This window comes from Persicobacter sp. CCB-QB2 (assembly GCF_001274635.1).
GTDB classification, from domain to species: Bacteria; Bacteroidota; Bacteroidia; order Cytophagales; family Cyclobacteriaceae; genus Persicobacter; species Persicobacter diffluens.
The window spans coordinates 1,924,467-1,942,190 of record NZ_LBGV01000001.1; the positions used below are offsets into that span (position 1 = coordinate 1,924,467).

Here is a 17,724-nt window from a genome sequence, read left to right on the forward strand (position 1 = left end):
TGACAATATATAATTATTACAGTAAAACATATTGCATCCTGAACTACCCCAATTCCAAAATAGCATTTCGCGAATTTTTCATGCCCTTCTCTCAGCCAGTGCCTCCGCCAGAAAAGAAGGCTACCCTTTCAGGACATTCCTGATCACCTTAAAAACCTGCATAAATCTGAAAATCTCCTCTGCCCAAATTTGGTAAGCCTTTTGGGAAGGGTGAACCCCATCGCAAAATAACTCCTCCCTTTTCACCTCTACTTGATATCGCTCGCCCCATTCTTCAAAGTCAATTTCATTGGCAGGAAAAAATACATCTTCAAATCCAGACACCACATTTCTCAAACTAGCGGATAAAATTGCCGCATGACGACACATATAACGTTTTAGCAGGAAAGGAAAGGCTGGAAATTCATGTATGGGAGGTAAGTGCATGAAAATTATCGGTACACCCGGCCAAAGAAGATGAATCTTTCGAATCAATGCCTCACCATCTCGTTCCCAATCCCTTGGAGCCCTCATCTCGAAAGTATCATTACCTCCCATGGCCACCACAATTAAATCAGGAATTTCCGTGGGGGCCGCTTTCAAATATTTACGATGAAGATCTCTTAAATTAATACCATTCTCCGCCAAAACTTCCCAATGCACCTCCCGCTGATATTTAGCCGATATTAAACCGGAAAGCTGTCCTGCAATGGCATTCTTATGCGAAGACTCCCCAATGCCTGCCATGGCACTTTCACCCAGACAAAGTAATTTTAAGGGCTTACCGCTACCGATATGCCCTGACTCCTCCATTGCCGGATTGATTTTAGGCACCTTTGCTTTTACCTTTTTGCCCTGCAAGATTAAAAGGGGGGCAAAAGGAAGCATTAATAATAAGTTCAACCGATATTTTAACTGGTTTGCATGCATAGGAGCTCTATTTTCACGAAAAAGGATCAATGTACCCTGCCAAATGCTTATTCTAAAGATAAGAGCAACATGTTAAAGTAAGGTGTTTTAAAGATGCTTTTGACTGGAAATTCCGAATTTTTAAATGAAAATGAGACGGCGTTTTTTAGCCACAAATATTCTCGAATGGATTGAGTGAAGCTGTCGGTGGTGGTGCTTTATAATTACAACGATAGGCGATGCTTTACTATTTTTGTAGTTGCTAGGGATGATGGGGAGTATTTTTAACCACAAATTGCACCAATTTACACGAATTATTTTTGGGGGATTGAGCTGTGCAGTCGGTGGTGGTTCTTTCCATTCCAACAAGCCGGCCTTGATCAATGGGCGGAAAGCCATGGGTTCTGCTGGCGAACAGAAGGCATCACAGCCTTATTTCCATGACATTATTTTCAGTTCACTGCATTATTCAAATAAGGCCTTGATGAATTCCGTCAGCAGGTTCCATGGCCCGCCAACATTGATCACAGCCTTGATTTTTTTGTTTCGTTTTTTATCAAGAAAAAATGAAAATAGAAAGCCTTAAATTTTGTGGTAAAAGAGGAATGCTTTCAACCCCAAACCCTTACTAATGAACACCTTGATAATATCCGGCAATAATCATCCATTAAAACTCAGAAATGTCTTTTAAAATATTAGGGTGATGAGAACAACTTTCAGTGGATTTATGAGCGGACGCTCATGCGGTATTGGGTCTTAGCAAGGACGCTAAGACCAGAGGTGTTTTTTTTTAAGCCACGAATGAACTCGAATAATTTTAGGGATGGATTGGGTCTTGCAGTCGGTTGGAGGCTTCCCATCACAACAAGCCGGCCTTGATCAATGGACGGGAGGGCATCGGAACTACTGTAAGATTGACTTTGAGATATTTAGGAGATGTAAACGTAGTAATTTTATGAACGGACGCTCATGCGATTTTGGGTCTTAGCAATATCGCTAAGACCAGTGACAGCGTCAAAATCAAGGGTATCAAAAAAAATATCAACTTCATGACTTCAAGAAAAAAGGGAGTTGGATTTCAAACCCTTACTCTCGACAACTTAAGTCGAAAATCATCTCTCCCTCATCCTCCTCGTTTTTATCCCACCGATTTTTTTACAAAAAATGATAATAAAAAAGCATGTACTTCATATAAAAGGTACATGCTCTTTAGAGGAGGATTTTTTGATCTGATACTAATTTGTGGCCTTCCACCTACCAAATAAATAAACGCCAAGGCCGATATAGGTCATCAGCATTCCAATAAATTCCATCTTAGGACTAATAGGTGCAGAGACCAAAAACACAAAACAAATTACCAGCAGACTTCCAAAAACCACCAAAAATAACGCAATAATGTAAGTGTTATTCATAGGCTCATGATTTAAGTTTGCTATAGTATTGCTTACGTAAAAATGCAGCTAACCATCACCATTACAGGCTTTTTTATTTATGATTCAAAAAAAAAATTAAAGGTAAACAAGCATCATCTCCTTTGACCAATCCGGAGGGCAATTATAATTTAACAAGCCCATCCGTTCCTACTCCAAACGAAATGTTTTGAATCCAGGACAGGTATAGAAACCCTCACCCTACCCACAAACTCCAATAATGATCGAAATGATCCCATCCTCAGAAATTCAACACCTCAAATGCTTTTCTTACATGATTTTGCAAGGGTCTTATACTCAACAAATAGCCTCATTATATACAATGGTAAAATGTTGGCAGAATGGCACATCGAATTATTCCGGAGAATACCTATATTTCTGTATGATCCTGGAAAAAATACTCCTGTACTTCCACCAAATAACCCTCATTTGGTCGATAATGGCATTGATTACTTTTGTTTTCTTATGGAAATCTAATATCAGAGCACCATACGGCCGACATAGTCAGGCCGGATGGGGCTTTATGATCGACAATAAATTCGCCTGGTTCCTAATGGAATTGCCCGCACTTCTGCTAATTCCCCTTATTCCGTTCTTTGGCCCTTCCCTTCATCCTTTTCAAATCGGGCTAATTGCGCTATGGACCCTGCATTATGGCTACCGCACTCTAATTTTCCCCTTAAGAATTAAAACCAAGGGAAAAAAAATGCCCATCAGTATCGTTATCTCAGCCCTATTTTTTAATCTGATCAACGGTTTACTCAATGGGCTGTGGATTACTTTTTTGGCCCCGGAAAAAATGCCATTTCAATGGCAATGGATCGGTCTTTTGATTTTTATGGCAGGCTGGGCCATTAACCAATACCATGATCATTTGCTCATCCAAATTCGAAAACACCAAAAAGGCTACAAGATTCCTTATGGAGGCTTATTCCAATATATTTCCTGTCCCAATCTTTTGGGAGAAATTATCGAATGGGGCGGTTTCGCCATACTCGCATGGAATGAGCCTGCTTTTAGCTTCTTTTTTTGGACTTGCGCCAATTTAATCCCACGGGCCAAAAATCATCATCAGTGGTATTCGGAGCAATTCCCCAATTACCCCAAAAACAGAAATCCTCTTTGGCCACCTTTAGGCCAGATCATCCACCGTCATTTTCCTTTTACCAATAATAAAAGTTGAAGCTCGATTTTAAATTGAGTGTGTTTAAAAGCTAAAATTCCCAGCGAAAATTTGATTATTACAGCAGCGATGCCCGATTGTTTTGAGAGAAGAGCAGCGCTATTGTTGAGAAATGATCCAAAATCGCTTCCAATAATGCGAATTTACAACCGGAGGGTGCGCTTTTAAACATGCGCTTATTCCCCATCCATTAAAATGAATTCCGGTCACTATACTCAAATCTGGCTTAATGATTTCGAATTATTCATGCTAACCCGAATTATTGATGCTTAAATCCTCGTTTAGCTGTAAGGCGGAAAAAAGACAGCGTCGTTCCCTATTTCGGGTTTTTCCCAGGAAAGGAGAGAAATGAACAGTAAGTTTGCCCGAGGGGTTATGGAAAAACCTACAAAACCAACTGGATCGCATTGAGAATAAAGATTTTGGCAGGACCTCCTGAATCTGACCTGGAATTTTATGTTTAAAACTGCTTTGAGTAGCAAGACGGAAAAAATGAAGCAATAGTACTCAATACCCTGACTTTCCCGGGGAAAAGAGGAATGAAAAGCAAGCATAACCACAGTACGGCGAATAAAAAACAGGAATCCAACTTCCTAAAATGAGTAAATCCATTAAGACTGCTCACTAAAGCAAGCGCTGCATCTTTCGGATCTATCCCCTTATATACTCGCGTAAAATGTAGCCAATGCCCCTGACCTAAAAGTCGAAAAAGGAGTCTCCCGACCCTAAATCCAAAAACCCCTGAAAAAAAAAGTGGCCCCTTTCGGGGCCCAAATTACTATAGAAAATTAGAAGATGGAATCCTTCTTTCGAAGGTAATTGATAGTTATAATCTTAGTATAAGCTATTTATTTTATTACAAATAGAAAGCAGGGTGGTCGAAATCTCTGACCATACCTCCAATACTTCCGCTTGTTTTTCTGCATCCTTTTTCCAGGCTACCTGCTCCTGGATTTGACTGTCCATTTCTGAAAACTCAATCCCGCAACGGTCTTTCCCCATACAGGAAATCACGGTAGCCTTTTCCTGCAAACAACTGTCCATTGAAATAGAGAAACCAACTATCCAGCCATTGGTAATATTGAATTGCAGTCTGCATTTCACGCACAGTTCCTCCCCAAAACGACGAATCTTCTTAAAATGCACATCAGTTAAGAAATATGCTGCGTGATCCCCAGCGACGGGAGTCACTGACAGATGGCCTATTTCATAAATGGCCATGGCTTTTTTGTCCACCCAGGAACTCAACGGTTTCTGCCCCTCTACACGAAGCGTTAAAACATCCCGAAGGTCCCCCATGGGAAACATCCCATAAATTGCCTTTTGAATATCCTCCAAAAGGGGCGCCGATACATAATCCGTGTTGGCTTTAAGGGAACAAACCACCGATTTCACAGGCCCCTGATCTTTTACCTCCAGCTCATAGGTATATCCCTTGGGTAAATTACCACAAGTAATCACCGGAGGCTGATCCTGTCCCATGAGTGATAAATGCAATTTAAAAAGGTGCAAACCACCGATCTGAAAAAATATAAAGCCGTCAATACCGCCCCTTCTATCCGGCTCCATCCACAAAACCTCATTCTCCACCTGATGAACAGGCCCCGGAGTACGCTCTAAACAACCTCTATGCATTTGACTAAACAGGTATTGTACCTGCTCATCAGTCTGATTATCTATTTGTACAGCAGCAAAGGGAGTGGGAGGCACAATTGACTTTTCCCGCTCGAATCTGTTGGAGGAAATCAAAAGCGCAATGGTATGTTGGCTTTTATTACGTCCGGATGGCTGTTGGTAAATATAACTCATTACTTAATTCGGTGTTATTGACAAATCATTTCCCCGAAGGGAATTCCCTATCACATCACAAATATCTCCCGAATCCTGCTATTACAACAGAGTAAAAATACCTAATTTTAAAAAATAACCCCAAATACTGCAATTTACGCAATTTTGATTAGAAAACGATTAAAGCTATCGATAAACATTCATATTTGTAGGATTTCTTACATCCAATATGTATCTTTCCATTGTATTGGAGGAAACCTTAATTTGTCCAGTCCAACTTTTCCTTTCTATTTTAGCATCACTAACCACTTAGGTTAGTATGTGATTGAAAATTATTTTTGCTATCAATTAAAAATGGAAAAAGAAACAACCTATTTGGGGATGAATCCCGGCCATGTAAAAAAGCTTAAAGCAAGCTGGCTTGACGCTGACAGCAATGCAGTAGACAACGCCTTACACTTCAATAAGCTTGTAAAGTCGACTAAAGCCACGCTTAATGCTTCTTCTATGCGGACAGAAGCAAAGGAAAGCTATGGCTATGAAAAAAGACAATCTTATCAACTGGCCAAAAATCAAAAAGCCGATTTCCTGAAGGCCATCCAGCGCCATGCCATCGTGAAAATTCACCTGGGCATGGAAAAGAATGAGGCTAACGAAAAAGAAAACCGTGCTGTGGCATTGAAGCCGGTTATGGAACTTTGCGATGCCTGCAAAGGAGAAGAAGGAAGTTATTTCAAACTGAATTTCTTTCAGGGAAAAAGACAAAAGATTAGTGGAAAGACGGTCGGGAATTTCCCCAAAGAATTCATGGAAATGTGGACCGACAACTGGATGAAAATGCCGGACACGACCATGCCAGATCAGTTTATGGTTGAATACGAAGATCCGGAGACCAAGGAAATGCGTTATAGCCGCGTGGAGCATTTCACCTATAATGAAGAGGTGGGTTTAGGCATCCGCAACCAATTGAATGGACTATCCGCTGATGACTTCAATATCTACATCTATTTTGGGAAAGATTTAAATAAGGAGGCCGCCAATATGGTATCTTTTACCCCCATTATCCATGTGAAAATTGAAAAGGAACTAGATGCCGTTGCAAACCAGGATAACCAACCGCAAATCATGGCAATGTCAGTAGCTCAAGAACCTACTCAAAACGGGGTTTATGATATTGCAAACCCATGCCCTCCTTGTAGCGCTGGAGTAAATTAAAAAAACGTATGCTCCTTAAATTATTATTCAGATCAATTCCCCTTTTCGCTTTTTTCCCTGTGCTGACAGGAATCATCAGAAGGGATAAATTGGAGCTCACTCAAAAAAGGTTGTTTTATTTAACAACCTTTTATTTTATTTCTGAGTGCTTCTTTTTATACACCTCTGTGGCTGGAATGGAAAACTTAAAATACGTTCCCTTTGTAATAATTTGTGAATTAATTTTTTATTTTAGATTATTTACAACAAATAAAAGCTCTAATTTGCATAAAAGAACAACATTATTCTTATGCATAATATGTATTTTTTTCACCGCATTTAACTACATCTATATTCAGGGTAGTAATCAAATGAATTCGTATTCTACCTTGATTAGAGACCTTTTCTTAATATATTTAGTCCTTTCTAACTTTTACTTTCTAATCCAAAACTTAAATGAAAAAAATCTAGAAAACTCACCCATATTTTGGGTTTGTACAGGAGTATTACTTTACAACTCAAGTACTATGATTATTTTTGCACTAGGCAACATTATTAATATGAATGATTATGACTCCGCTACAAACATTTGGACTATCAATGTATTTTTAGATATCATTAAATACATTTTATTTGGCGTTGCACTATGGATTACTCCCCGAAATTAGAATTATACGGCATCATAATATTGGTAGTTGTAGGGATGTTCTTTATTAGCTGCGTAATAGTCATGTTTTTCATTGTTTACCAAAGACGACTATTTGAAAGTAAAGAACTTGTTCAAAACCTTGAGAAAGATCATCATAGAAAACTACATGAAGCCTCAGTAGCAGCTCAAGAGTCTGAACAAGAAAGAATCGCCAAAGATCTTCATGATGAAATAGGAGCTATGCTCTCCACATCAAGGCTTTACATTAATCAAATACTATCAACCGAAGAAAACCTAAACACTATTTCATTAGCAGCAGAAGCAAAAAACATTTTGAGCGATACGATAATATCTGTTAGACGTATTTCTCAAAATCTAAAACCAGTTGCGCTTGAAAGGTTTGGATTAGAAGAAGCAATTCAAAATTTTCTTAAACCAATTAACAACACCACTATAAAAGCTGATTTCAATTATAAATCAACACAAATATTAGAATCAGAGGAGCAATTAGGAATATACAGAATAATACAAGAGCTAGTTAACAACACGCTAAAACATGCTAATGCAAATAAAATTGAAATCTCCTTAAATATCAATCAGGATATTTCCGTTTTAAATTATAAAGACAATGGGATTGGTGTTGACCATTCAAAATCGCTTCAAAATCCAACTAATGGATTAGGATTAAAATCTATTGAAAGTAGAATTTCATTGATGAATGGTAAAGTGGAATACATAAATATAAAACCTCACGGTTTTGGTGCAAAAATATATTTTAATTCTAAAAACTCAATAAAATTATAATTTCATGAAAAAACTATTCATTTACCTAAGCCTTTTCTCGATATTGAGCTGCGAGAAAGTTGACCAAACTAATCCTACTCATAACATTTTTGATCAAAATATTGCTAAAAATGGAATTGCCCAATGGACAGGACAGACAGCGAATAATATTAGTGAAACAATAGAAAATATTGATTTCACAAACACTCAATTCAAACTCAAAGCCTCTGACATACTAAACCTCTATAAGAGCAGTGGAAACCTTAAGTTCTATCCTGCTCTAAACGAAAATGATGGAAATTTTGAGTTCTACTGTCTTGCACAAAAAGGGGATGGAGATTTTTATCCACTATATGCAGAACCCATTGATGAGACAGTTTCTCCTCTTAAGATCAGAACACAGGAATTCGAAAACACAGGCTTTTTAACCCAAGAAATGTCGGCCATTTTGAAGGAACGCCTAAACAGCGTTGCAAGAGAAAAATTTATTGAATTATTTAATGACGAGGAGAGTAATGACAGAGTAGAACTCTTTGAAATGTTTGAAAAGGATTACCCGTCAATAATTGTAGGAGATCAAATTTATTTGGGTGCATATGATCAGCCTGAAAGTATTACAGAATTTAGTATTCAGTTTGGTTTACACGAGAAAGGAGAAGAAAACTTAGAAGGAACTGAGTATAAAATTCAGATTACGACAATCCTTAAATTAAGTAGAGAAGATATTTCAACAAAGTCTCGAACAGCCAATTTAAGTTCAACTCAATCAAATTACCTTGAATACGATTTTGCCAATCCATGCCCGCCGTGTAATGCCGGGATCCAATAATTTATTATCATGAAAAAACTCAACCTACTTACACTCCTCATCATCTTCCTCTACTCCTGCACCAGCACAGAGGAAGCGAAACAAGCGGAATCCTCCACCTTCAAGCAGGAAACCGCCATCATCGACCAAAGTCGATGGACTACCCTTCCAGAGGAAGAGGTAAGCACAGCCTTGGCGAACATTGATTTTGCTAATACCGCATTTACACTGGAGACTGAAAACATTGCCGCTCTTTATGCGACAAAAGGAGATTTCCGATTCTTTCCTGCTTTGAGCAGATCCAATGCCGGTACTTTGGAATTCTATTGGTTAGCACAGAAAGGAGAAGGCAATTTCTTCCCTTTATACGCCGCTGAAGCCCCAAAACAATCCATCGGACTTAAGGAGAGAAGCCAGGCTTTTGAAAAAACAGGCCTACTTTCTGTAGCGATGTCCAATAGCTTGAAAAACACACTGACAACTACCGAAAGATCGGCCATCCTACAGCAATTCACTAATCCTGCTACCCAGGAAAGAGTGGCTTATTTCTCAATGCCTGAGGCCAACTATCCTACTATTCAGGAGAATGGTTTCACCCATTTGGGATTGTATGAGCTTCCGGAAACCATCAGCCAATTTTCACTGATTTTAGGCCAACATCAGGAAAATGAGCTTGATCTGGGCGGTGAGGCTTTCGCTGTAAAAGCGGCTACCATTATTCATCTGGAGAGAAATGAGACTTTATTGTCCAATTTAAGAATGGAGAATGCAGAAATTAATTCAGAGTATGATTTTGGAAACCCTTGTCCTCCTTGTAATGACAACCTCCAATAAAATTTGAACCAAAGGAAACTTGGGCATTTCCTACTCTCTTCCTAAAAACTTAATCATCTCCATTATTTAAAGAATGGATTTATATTTAACTTTTTAAATTCACTTTTTTCAAAATGAAAAAACTCAACCTACTTACACTCCTTATCATCTTCCTCTACTCCTGCACCAGCACAGAGGAAGCAAAACAAGCGGAATCCACCACCTTTAACCAGGAAACCGCCATCATCGACCAAAGCCGATGGACTACCCTTCCAGAGGAAGAGGTAAGCACAGCCTTGGCGAGCACTGATTTTGCCAATACCGCATTCACACTCGAAACAGAAAACATTGCCGCTCTTTATGCGACTAAAGGAGATTTCCGATTCTTCCCTGCGCTGAGCAGATCTAGTGCCGGTACTTTGGAATTTTATTGGTTAGCACAAAAAGGAGAAGGCGCTTTCTTCCCCTTATACGCCAGTGAAGCCCCAAAACAATCCATCGGACTCAAGGAGAGAAGCCAGGCTTTTGAAAAAACAGGCCTACTTTCTGTAGCGATGTCTAATAATTTGAAAAACACCCTGGCAGCTACCGAAAGATCGGCCATCCTGCAGCAATTCACCAATCCTGCTACGCAAGAAAGAGTGGCTTATTTCTCAATGCCGGAGGCCAACTATCCTACTATTCAGGACAATGGCTTAACCCATTTGGGATTGTATGAGCTTCCGGAAACCATCAGCCAATTTTCACTGATTTTAGGGCAACATCAGGAAAATGAGCTTGATCTGGGCGGTGAGGCTTTCGCTGTAAAAGCGGCTACCATTATTCATCTGAATAGAAATGCGGCTGCATTATCCAATTTAAGAATGGTGAATGCAGAAATCAATTCAGAATATGATTTCTCAAATCCTTGCCCTCCTTGTAACGACAACATCCATTAAAAATTAAGCCCAAGGAAACTTGGGCTTTTTCAAAATCTAAAAGTCAATAATCGATTGCTTTTTAGCCTACTCATAAAATTTTAATAAAAGAATCCACAAACAGTCCGGAATAAAAATCAATATTTTTGTATATTCACCCTATTCTGACACTTAGTTACCTAAAGCCTAATTTTAACCCACTTTAACATGCTTCGAATCGGATTAGCCGACGACCACACCATGTTCCGCAAAGGACTGTGCTTTTTCATTGAAAACCACGACAATCTAACTTTGGCCTGGGAATCAGAAAATGGAAAAGAGGCCGTAGAGAAGGCCTTGGAAGATCCCGCAGACATCATTCTGATGGACCTCAAAATGCCTATTATGGACGGGCTGGAGGCGAGCAAGATCATTTTGGAAAAAAACGAAAAATCCAAGATCATTGCTTTAACGATGTATGATGAGCCCAAAATGATTGCACATATGTTGGAAATGGGCATTCACGGCTATATCCTTAAAGACCGTAGCCCGGAGGAATTAGGCAAAGCCATTGAGGAAGTTTATCAGCGGGGCTTTTACCACAATGAGCACATCAAAGAGGCTTTAAAAAAGGCCAATAAAGATAAGAGCACGAAGAAAATGGACCAATTCACGATCTCGAAGCGAGAGCGAGAGATTCTGGGTTTTATCTGTTTGGAATACACTACTGAGGACATCAGTCAAATCCTTAACCTGAGTTCCAGAACCATTGAAAACCACCGCAACAATATGATGCAAAAGTTGGGGTAAGGAATTCTGCCGGTTTGGTCATGCAGGGATACCGCCATGATCTCATTCCGGAAAATATCAAAATGGGTTTGGTCGAGAAAAAATCCGATTTACTGGAGGAAAGCTAATTTACTAAGGCACATTCATTTTCCGCATATCACCCTCCAACCTACTCATGACTTCTTTCAGCACTTGCTGGTTATAGCTTAGCTGCTCCAAAAGAACCGGTTCCGCTGTTTGAATCCCGTTCATTTGCACTGACAACGCCTCCAATTGCTGGTAGGCCGCCAACATCACCTTATGCTGATCTTCCACTGCTACTTTTCCTGAAGACAGTTTCCGATAAAAGGCATTTAACTCTTCAATCTGTTTATTGAGCATCTCCACCGCCGTATTCATGCTGGCGGCATCCACATTATATTTCCGCACCCTGAGCTGCTCTTCCATACGTTTCAGGTGAGTTTTTGTCAATTCATTGACCGGCTGAGCGCTACGAATACGGGCTACCTCCTGTTCCTTCCAATCCACTGAAGTTACTTCATATCGCCCCCAAACTTCAGCAACCGGATAAAACAATGTAGGCCTCTGCCCCTCCATCCCTGCTATTACCTGCTGATGAGAAAAAACGCTATCCGTCAATTGCCATAAAGGATCAAAGGGAATATGCCTATCAAAAAATAGCTTCGCAGTCTGCCGGAACCATTCCGCCTGATACTCCGGATGAAATCCTCTTTCATCCACGGTGCCGGAGGCCCAGGTAGGGTCAAATAAAAACCATCCCTCAGCCGTTTTCACTGCATTCCAGGAATGTCCCAGATCCAAACGAAATTTCCCTTCATCCAGCACATAGCCTGAAACCACATAGGCCGGATACCCCAACTCTTCCATCATCAAATGAAAAGTCTCCGCATAATGCTGACAGACCCCTTTTCGCTTTTTCAAAGCTTCCCAAACCAGATGATAATTACTCTCATACGTTTTGGGCGCCCTTAAAAAGGCCAAATCATAGGTATAGTTTTTAGCCACCCATTCAAAAGCTGCCCGGAGACTATCCTCCCCAAAATCCATCTGGGTCAAAATTTGCTGAATTTCCTTTCTTGCCCGGGCTTCATATGGGGATTTATCCTGTCCCGCAACCTTTTCTGCCAGCAGAGAGAAGAGGATTACCAAAGCAAAAAAACAGTTCCGGTATATTTTCATAATCTTAAGGTTAATGTCTGCCAGCGTTTTTTCCTGCCACTAATATTAAAAATAACAGGGCTAAAACAGAAAATAACCCTATGCTAATTTATTACGAAGAAGAACCACACGGCTTTTATATATTTACAAAAAAATTACCATTTCTATGTTTCAGTCAATAAAGGCATTTGCCTTACTGTTTTTATTTTTTAGCTGCGCATTTCCTTCCATGGCGCAATTCAATCCCAAAAACATCGATGTTAATCCGGTGAAGCTGGAAGGCCAAATGAATTTCTTTGCTTCCGATGAACTCAGAGGACGAGATGTTGGCACTCCTGAGATTGACATTGCCGCCAAATGGCTGGCGGCCACCATGCAGTCCTTTGGCGTTCAAAGTCCGAAAACAGGAACTTCCGGCTATTTCCAGGAAGTACTCCTTTATAAAAAGTCGGCACCTACTGCGAAAGTGAGCGCAGAAAAATGGGAGGCCCGCGCCAGTCTGGCATTTTCAGCTAATCGTATTTCCGGTCAACAGGAAGCGATCTTTTTAGGCTATGGAAGCGAAAAAGACTTTGAAAATACAGCCATTAAAGGCAAAGTGGTCATTACCCTTGCCGGAAACGGCGAATCGGGCGATTTGCGAAGCAATATGGGTGCCATGCAACAAAAAAAGGCCCTTGCGGAACAAAAAGGGGCAAAAGCCCTGGTAGAACTATATTCCGGAGATGCAAAAGACTGGGATAAACTGGATCATCATTATAGTAGTGACAAACTACAACTGGAATCCACCGCCGTGGAAGAATTTCCAGTAGTGTGGCAACAATTGGATGCAGGAGTGGTGGACATGAACCCCGGAACCATCTTTGAAATTGAAATGGAGGTGACGCTCCCGAAAATGACTTTAGTGAAATCCAAAAATGTTATTGGCATTGTAGAGGGGACGGACGCTAAGCTAAAAAATGAATTCGTCCTGTATACGGCGCATTATGATCATATCGGAGTGGGCTTACCTAATGCCGAAGGAGATTCTATTTATAATGGCGCCCGAGATAATGGCTCCGGAGTTTTAGCCGTACTGAATGCGGCAGAACAAATGACCAAGACCCCAACGAAAAGATCTGCGGCTTTCCTATTTTTAACTGCAGAAGAAAAGGGCATTTTGGGAAGTAAATGGTATGTGGAGCATCCTGTAATTCCTTTGGAGAACAGTGTCTTTGTACTCAACAATGATAGTGGCGGACTAAATGACCCAAGCACCATTACGGTTATTGGATTACACCGAACTTCGGCGGAACGTCATTTTGTAAAAGCAGCAAAAACCTTTAACCTTACTGCCAAAAAGGATCCTACAAATTTTGGTTTATTTGATCGCTCAGATAACGTAAGCTTTGCACAAAAGGGAATTCCCGCTCCCATGTTGAGCCTTGGCTTTACTGGCTTCGATGAAGAAATCACTAAGTACTATCACCAGCAGGCCGATAATCCTGAAAATATGGATTATGAATATTTAAACCAATACGTTAAGGCTTTCATCTATAGTGGGCAGCTGATTGGGAATGATAAAAAACGTCCCTATTGGACCAGCGGCGATAAATATGAAAATGCCGGAAACAAGCTGTATGGATTTTAATCGGTGCCAGTTTATTAGGGCGTTAGTACAAGCCCTACTCTAATGATAACACTTCGTTTTTAAACAAGCGTTGGATACTATGAGATCAGACCTGAAGGTCTGATCTCTTTTTTTGATAAAACAAATGTCGGTGTATAAATGGTAAGGTTTCGTTATCAATTTCATTTCCTCTCCACTGGTATTTGGGTATCTCTACGGGTTTCCACTGGCCTTAGCGTCATCTCCACTGGTCTTAGCGTCCTCGCTAAGACCCATTATCGAATGAGCGTTCGCTCATAAATCCACTAAATTCGCCCCCTAACCTTCTACAAACCAAAAACACCCTTCTAACATTTCATTTTAAAACCTCCTATCCCTTTTCATTTTTTCTTGATAAAAAACGAAACAAAAAAATCAAGGCTGTGATCAATTCTGGCGAGCCATCGAACCTGCTACCGGAATTCATCAAGGCATTATTTGTAACATGTCAGGAATAGATTTTAATGTAGTGGAAATAATGCTGTGATGACTTCTTACCGACAGCAGAGCCTATGGCTTTTCGCCAATTGATCAAGGCCGGCCTGTTGGATTGGAAATTTCTTCACTATATTTCCAAAACATCACTTATGGCTCATCAATGCCCATAATCAAAAAAAATTCGAGCACATTAGGGACATTCGTGGCTAAAATCATCACTCCTGGTCCTCCACTGGTCTTAGCGTCCTCGCTAAGACCCATTCCCGAATGAGCGTTCGCTCATAAACCCACTAAATTTACCACCTAACCTCCTGCAAATCAAACCCAAAGCTCACCGAACGAAATTCGAAACCAAAAATACCCTTCTAACATTTCATTTTAAAACCTCCTTTCCTTTTTCATTTTTTCTTTATAAAAAACGAAACAAAAAAATCAAGGCTGTGATCAATTCTGGCGAGCCATCGAACCTGCTACCGGAATTCATCAAGGCATTATTTGTAACATGTCAGGAATAGATTTTAATGTAGTGGAAATAATGCTGTGATGACTTCTTACCGGCAGCAGAACCTATGGCTTTCCGCCAATTGATCAAGGCCGGCCGTTGAAATGGAGGGGCCCGCAGCCAACCACATCCCCAAAAGCAAACACAAAATAATTCGTGAAAATTGGTAAAATTCGTGGTTAATAATGCTCAACAACAGCCCTAATAATGGTCTTAACGTCCTATCCACTGGTCTTAGCGTCCTCGCTAAGACCCATTATCGAATGAGCGTTCGCTCATAAATCCACTAAATTCACCCCTAACCTTCTGCAAATCAAACCCAAAGCTCACGGATAGAAATTCGAAACCAAAAACAACCTTCTAACATTTCATATTAAAACCCCCTATCCTTTTTCATTTTTTCTTGATAAAAAACGAAACAAAAAAATCAAGGCTGTGATCAATTCTGGCGAGCCATCGAACCTGCTACCGGAATTCATCAAGGCATTATTTGTAACATGTCAGGAATAGATTTTAATGTAGTGGAAATAATGCTGTGATGACTTCTTACCGGCAGCAGAGCCTATGGCTTTTCGCCAATTGATCAAGGCCGGCCTGTTGGATTGGAAATTTCTTCACTATATTTCCAAAACATCACTTATGGCTCATCAATGCCCATAATCAAAAAAAATTCGAGCACATTAGGGACATTCGTGGCTAAAATCATCACTCCTGGTCCTCCACTGGTCTTAGCGTCCTCGCTAAGACCCATTCCCGAATGAGCGTTCGCTCATAAACCCACTAAATTTACCACCTAACCTCCTGCAAATCAAACCCAAAGCTCACCGAACGAAATTCGAAACCAAAAATACCCTTCTAACATTTCATTTTAAAACCTCCTTTCCTTTTTCATTTTTTCTTGATAAAAAACGAAACAAAAAAATCAAGGCTGTAATCAATTCTGGCGAGCCATCGAACCTGCTACCGGAATTCATCAAGGCATTATTTGTAACATGTCAGGAATAGATTTTAATGTAGTGGAAATAATGCTGTGATGACTTCTTACCGGCAGCAGAACCTATGGCTTTTCGCCAATTGATCAAGGCCGGCCGTTGAAATGGAGGGTACCGCAGCCAACCACATCCCCAAAAGCAAACACAAAATAATTCGTGAAAATTGGTGAAATTCGTGGTTAATAATGCTCAACAACAGCCCTAATAATGGTCTTAACGTCCTATCCACTGGTCTTAGCGTCCTCGCTAAGACCCATTATCGAATGAGCGTTCGCTCATAAATCCACTAAATTCACCCCTAACCTTCTGCAAATCAAACCCAAAGCTCACGGATAGAAATTCGAAACCAAAAACAACCTTCTAACATTTCATATTAAAACCCCCTATCCTTTTTCATTTTTTCTTGATAAAAAACGAAACAAAAAAATCAAGGCTGTGATCAATTCTGGCGAGCCATCGAACATGCTACCGGAATTGATCAAGGCCGGCTGTTGATATGGAGAGTACCCCAGCCAACCACATCCCCAAAAGCAAACACAAAATAATTCGTGAAAATTGGTGAAATTCGTGGTTAATAATGCTCAACAAAGGAGCCCACATTGATATAGAAAACACCATTCGTGAAAATTCGGGTCATTCGCGGGAAAGAATCTCACCAGAATGAAGCACAAAAAACGATATTTCTTAATAAAAACTACAAAATCTTGACCAAAAATTACACAAATAGATTCACTCAAAAATCAACTATTGTGGCTCATAAACCAATATTTCGGCTCATTTTCAATCATTTAACGCATTAAAAAATTATTAAATGAGTTGAAATTTATCCAAAAAATGACATGATAATTACGAAAAATTCTTAGATTTGATTTAATCATATCAACCTACTTATTTAAACTATGAAAAATTTATTTGCCTTTATGTTTGCTGCAATGGCTTTTGTGGCCTGCGAAAACAAAGCAAGTGAGAAAACGACTGAGACCCCTGAAGCGGTTACCGCAACCACTCCAAGCCAGGAGATCGAAGTTCTGAAGGCCTCTTTGGAAGTCAGCATTATTCCCGATAGCCTGCCGATAAACGAAAGCGCTGTCTTAAGAGCGGATTTCAACGGAGACGAACAGGAGGATTTGGCTGCGCTCATTATGGAGGGAGAACAAATCAAAGGGGTTTACATTGTTCATAACGATAGTGCCAAAACCACTTTTTTCTTTGATAAGAACAGCCCGATTCAGGAATTTGAGGATTTAAACTGGGTATCTTCCTTCACCATATTGGAGGCAGGGAATACCCTTCCGGAAGCAATTGCCGATTCTATAGCAGTGGCAAGCACGGAAGTGATCGCTGATTCTCTCGTAGTGACCGAGACAGCTATCAGCACTGATTCAGTAGAGGATAAATCTTTACAGACTGCAGCCATTAAACTTTCCGCTTCTGAGGAAGTGCAGGGCGGAGGAGTGCTTTTCTGGGATGGTGAGGGCTATCAATGGGAGGCCATCAAATAAGTGACATAAAGCTGTAAGATCGTTTCAGTACAAAATACTTAACAGGTGTATATTTTTTGACCCGCGGGAAAATTCCTGCGGGTACTTTTTTGGACTTAAAAAAGGGACCACAAACTATTAGCCTGTGCTCCCATAAATTATATTAACCCGAATTATTCACCGCTATATTAATTAACTAATCGTATATGACTTATTTTCCGTTCTTTAAAGCTTATTTTCTTTAAATTATAATAGCCCAAATT

Annotated in this window: 13 protein-coding genes; 9 read left to right on the forward strand and 4 right to left on the reverse strand. The window is 40.1% G+C overall.

Annotated features, from left to right (window positions below; genetic code table 11):
• Window positions 1–120: 120 nt before the first annotated feature.
• Entirely contained in the window at window positions 121–909 is a 789-nt protein-coding gene (locus tag NG22_RS08560; protein WP_053405364.1) for an SGNH/GDSL hydrolase family protein, read from the reverse strand.
• A 1,214-nt stretch (window positions 910–2,123) separates the two neighbouring features.
• Window positions 2,124–2,300, reverse strand: coding sequence for a hypothetical protein (locus NG22_RS17780; RefSeq protein WP_157600942.1), 177 nt, complete (start codon window positions 2,298–2,300; stop codon window positions 2,124–2,126).
• A gap of 400 nt (window positions 2,301–2,700) precedes the next feature.
• Between NG22_RS17780 and NG22_RS08575 the strand changes: the two genes are divergently transcribed.
• Window positions 2,701–3,501: a DUF1295 domain-containing protein gene (locus NG22_RS08575; protein ID WP_216597610.1), complete on the forward strand. Its 801-nt coding sequence runs from the start codon at window positions 2,701–2,703 to the stop codon at window positions 3,499–3,501.
• 834 nt (window positions 3,502–4,335) lie between these two features.
• Here NG22_RS08575 and NG22_RS08580 read toward each other — a convergent pair.
• Window positions 4,336–5,310, reverse strand: a complete 975-nt coding sequence (locus NG22_RS08580) for a hypothetical protein (protein ID WP_053405368.1) — start codon at window positions 5,308–5,310, stop codon at window positions 4,336–4,338.
• Window positions 5,311–5,643: 333 nt separating this feature from the next.
• On the opposite strand from NG22_RS08580, the gene NG22_RS08585 reads away from it, so the two are divergent.
• From NG22_RS08585 to NG22_RS08615, 6 genes are all read left to right on the forward strand, one after another.
• Window positions 5,644–6,504 (forward strand): hypothetical protein, encoded by an 861-nt coding sequence (locus NG22_RS08585; protein WP_157600944.1) that lies wholly within the window; start codon window positions 5,644–5,646, stop codon window positions 6,502–6,504.
• A 709-nt stretch (window positions 6,505–7,213) separates the two neighbouring features.
• A complete protein-coding gene (locus NG22_RS08595; protein WP_172674354.1) occupies window positions 7,214–7,936 on the forward strand; it encodes a sensor histidine kinase in 723 nt (240 codons plus the stop codon).
• Window positions 7,937–7,940: 4 nt separating this feature from the next.
• Window positions 7,941–8,744: a hypothetical protein gene (locus tag NG22_RS08600; RefSeq protein WP_053405372.1), complete on the forward strand. Its 804-nt coding sequence runs from the start codon at window positions 7,941–7,943 to the stop codon at window positions 8,742–8,744.
• A gap of 9 nt (window positions 8,745–8,753) precedes the next feature.
• Window positions 8,754–9,557, forward strand: a complete 804-nt coding sequence (locus tag NG22_RS08605) for a hypothetical protein (protein WP_053405373.1) — start codon at window positions 8,754–8,756, stop codon at window positions 9,555–9,557.
• A gap of 113 nt (window positions 9,558–9,670) precedes the next feature.
• Window positions 9,671–10,474 (forward strand): hypothetical protein, encoded by an 804-nt coding sequence (locus NG22_RS08610; RefSeq protein ID WP_053405374.1) that lies wholly within the window; start codon window positions 9,671–9,673, stop codon window positions 10,472–10,474.
• 186 nt (window positions 10,475–10,660) lie between these two features.
• Window positions 10,661–11,242, forward strand: coding sequence for a response regulator transcription factor (locus NG22_RS08615; RefSeq protein ID WP_053405375.1), 582 nt, complete (start codon window positions 10,661–10,663; stop codon window positions 11,240–11,242).
• Between the two features lie 111 nt (window positions 11,243–11,353).
• Here the strand turns inward: NG22_RS08615 and NG22_RS08620 are convergent, their stop codons facing one another.
• Window positions 11,354–12,421 carry a transglutaminase domain-containing protein gene (locus NG22_RS08620; RefSeq protein ID WP_082305030.1) on the reverse strand — a complete coding sequence of 356 codons (1,068 nt, stop codon included), beginning with the start codon at window positions 12,419–12,421 and terminating at the stop codon, window positions 11,354–11,356.
• 145 nt (window positions 12,422–12,566) lie between these two features.
• Between NG22_RS08620 and NG22_RS08625 the strand changes: the two genes are divergently transcribed.
• Both NG22_RS08625 and NG22_RS08630 read left to right on the forward strand, forming a co-directional pair.
• Window positions 12,567–14,030: a M28 family peptidase gene (locus NG22_RS08625; protein WP_053405377.1), complete on the forward strand. Its 1,464-nt coding sequence runs from the start codon at window positions 12,567–12,569 to the stop codon at window positions 14,028–14,030.
• A gap of 2,849 nt (window positions 14,031–16,879) precedes the next feature.
• The gene (locus NG22_RS08630; protein ID WP_053405378.1) at window positions 16,880–17,482 is read left to right on the forward strand and encodes a hypothetical protein; all 603 of its coding nucleotides are present in this window, start codon (window positions 16,880–16,882) and stop codon (window positions 17,480–17,482) included.
• Window positions 17,483–17,724 lie beyond the last annotated feature (242 nt).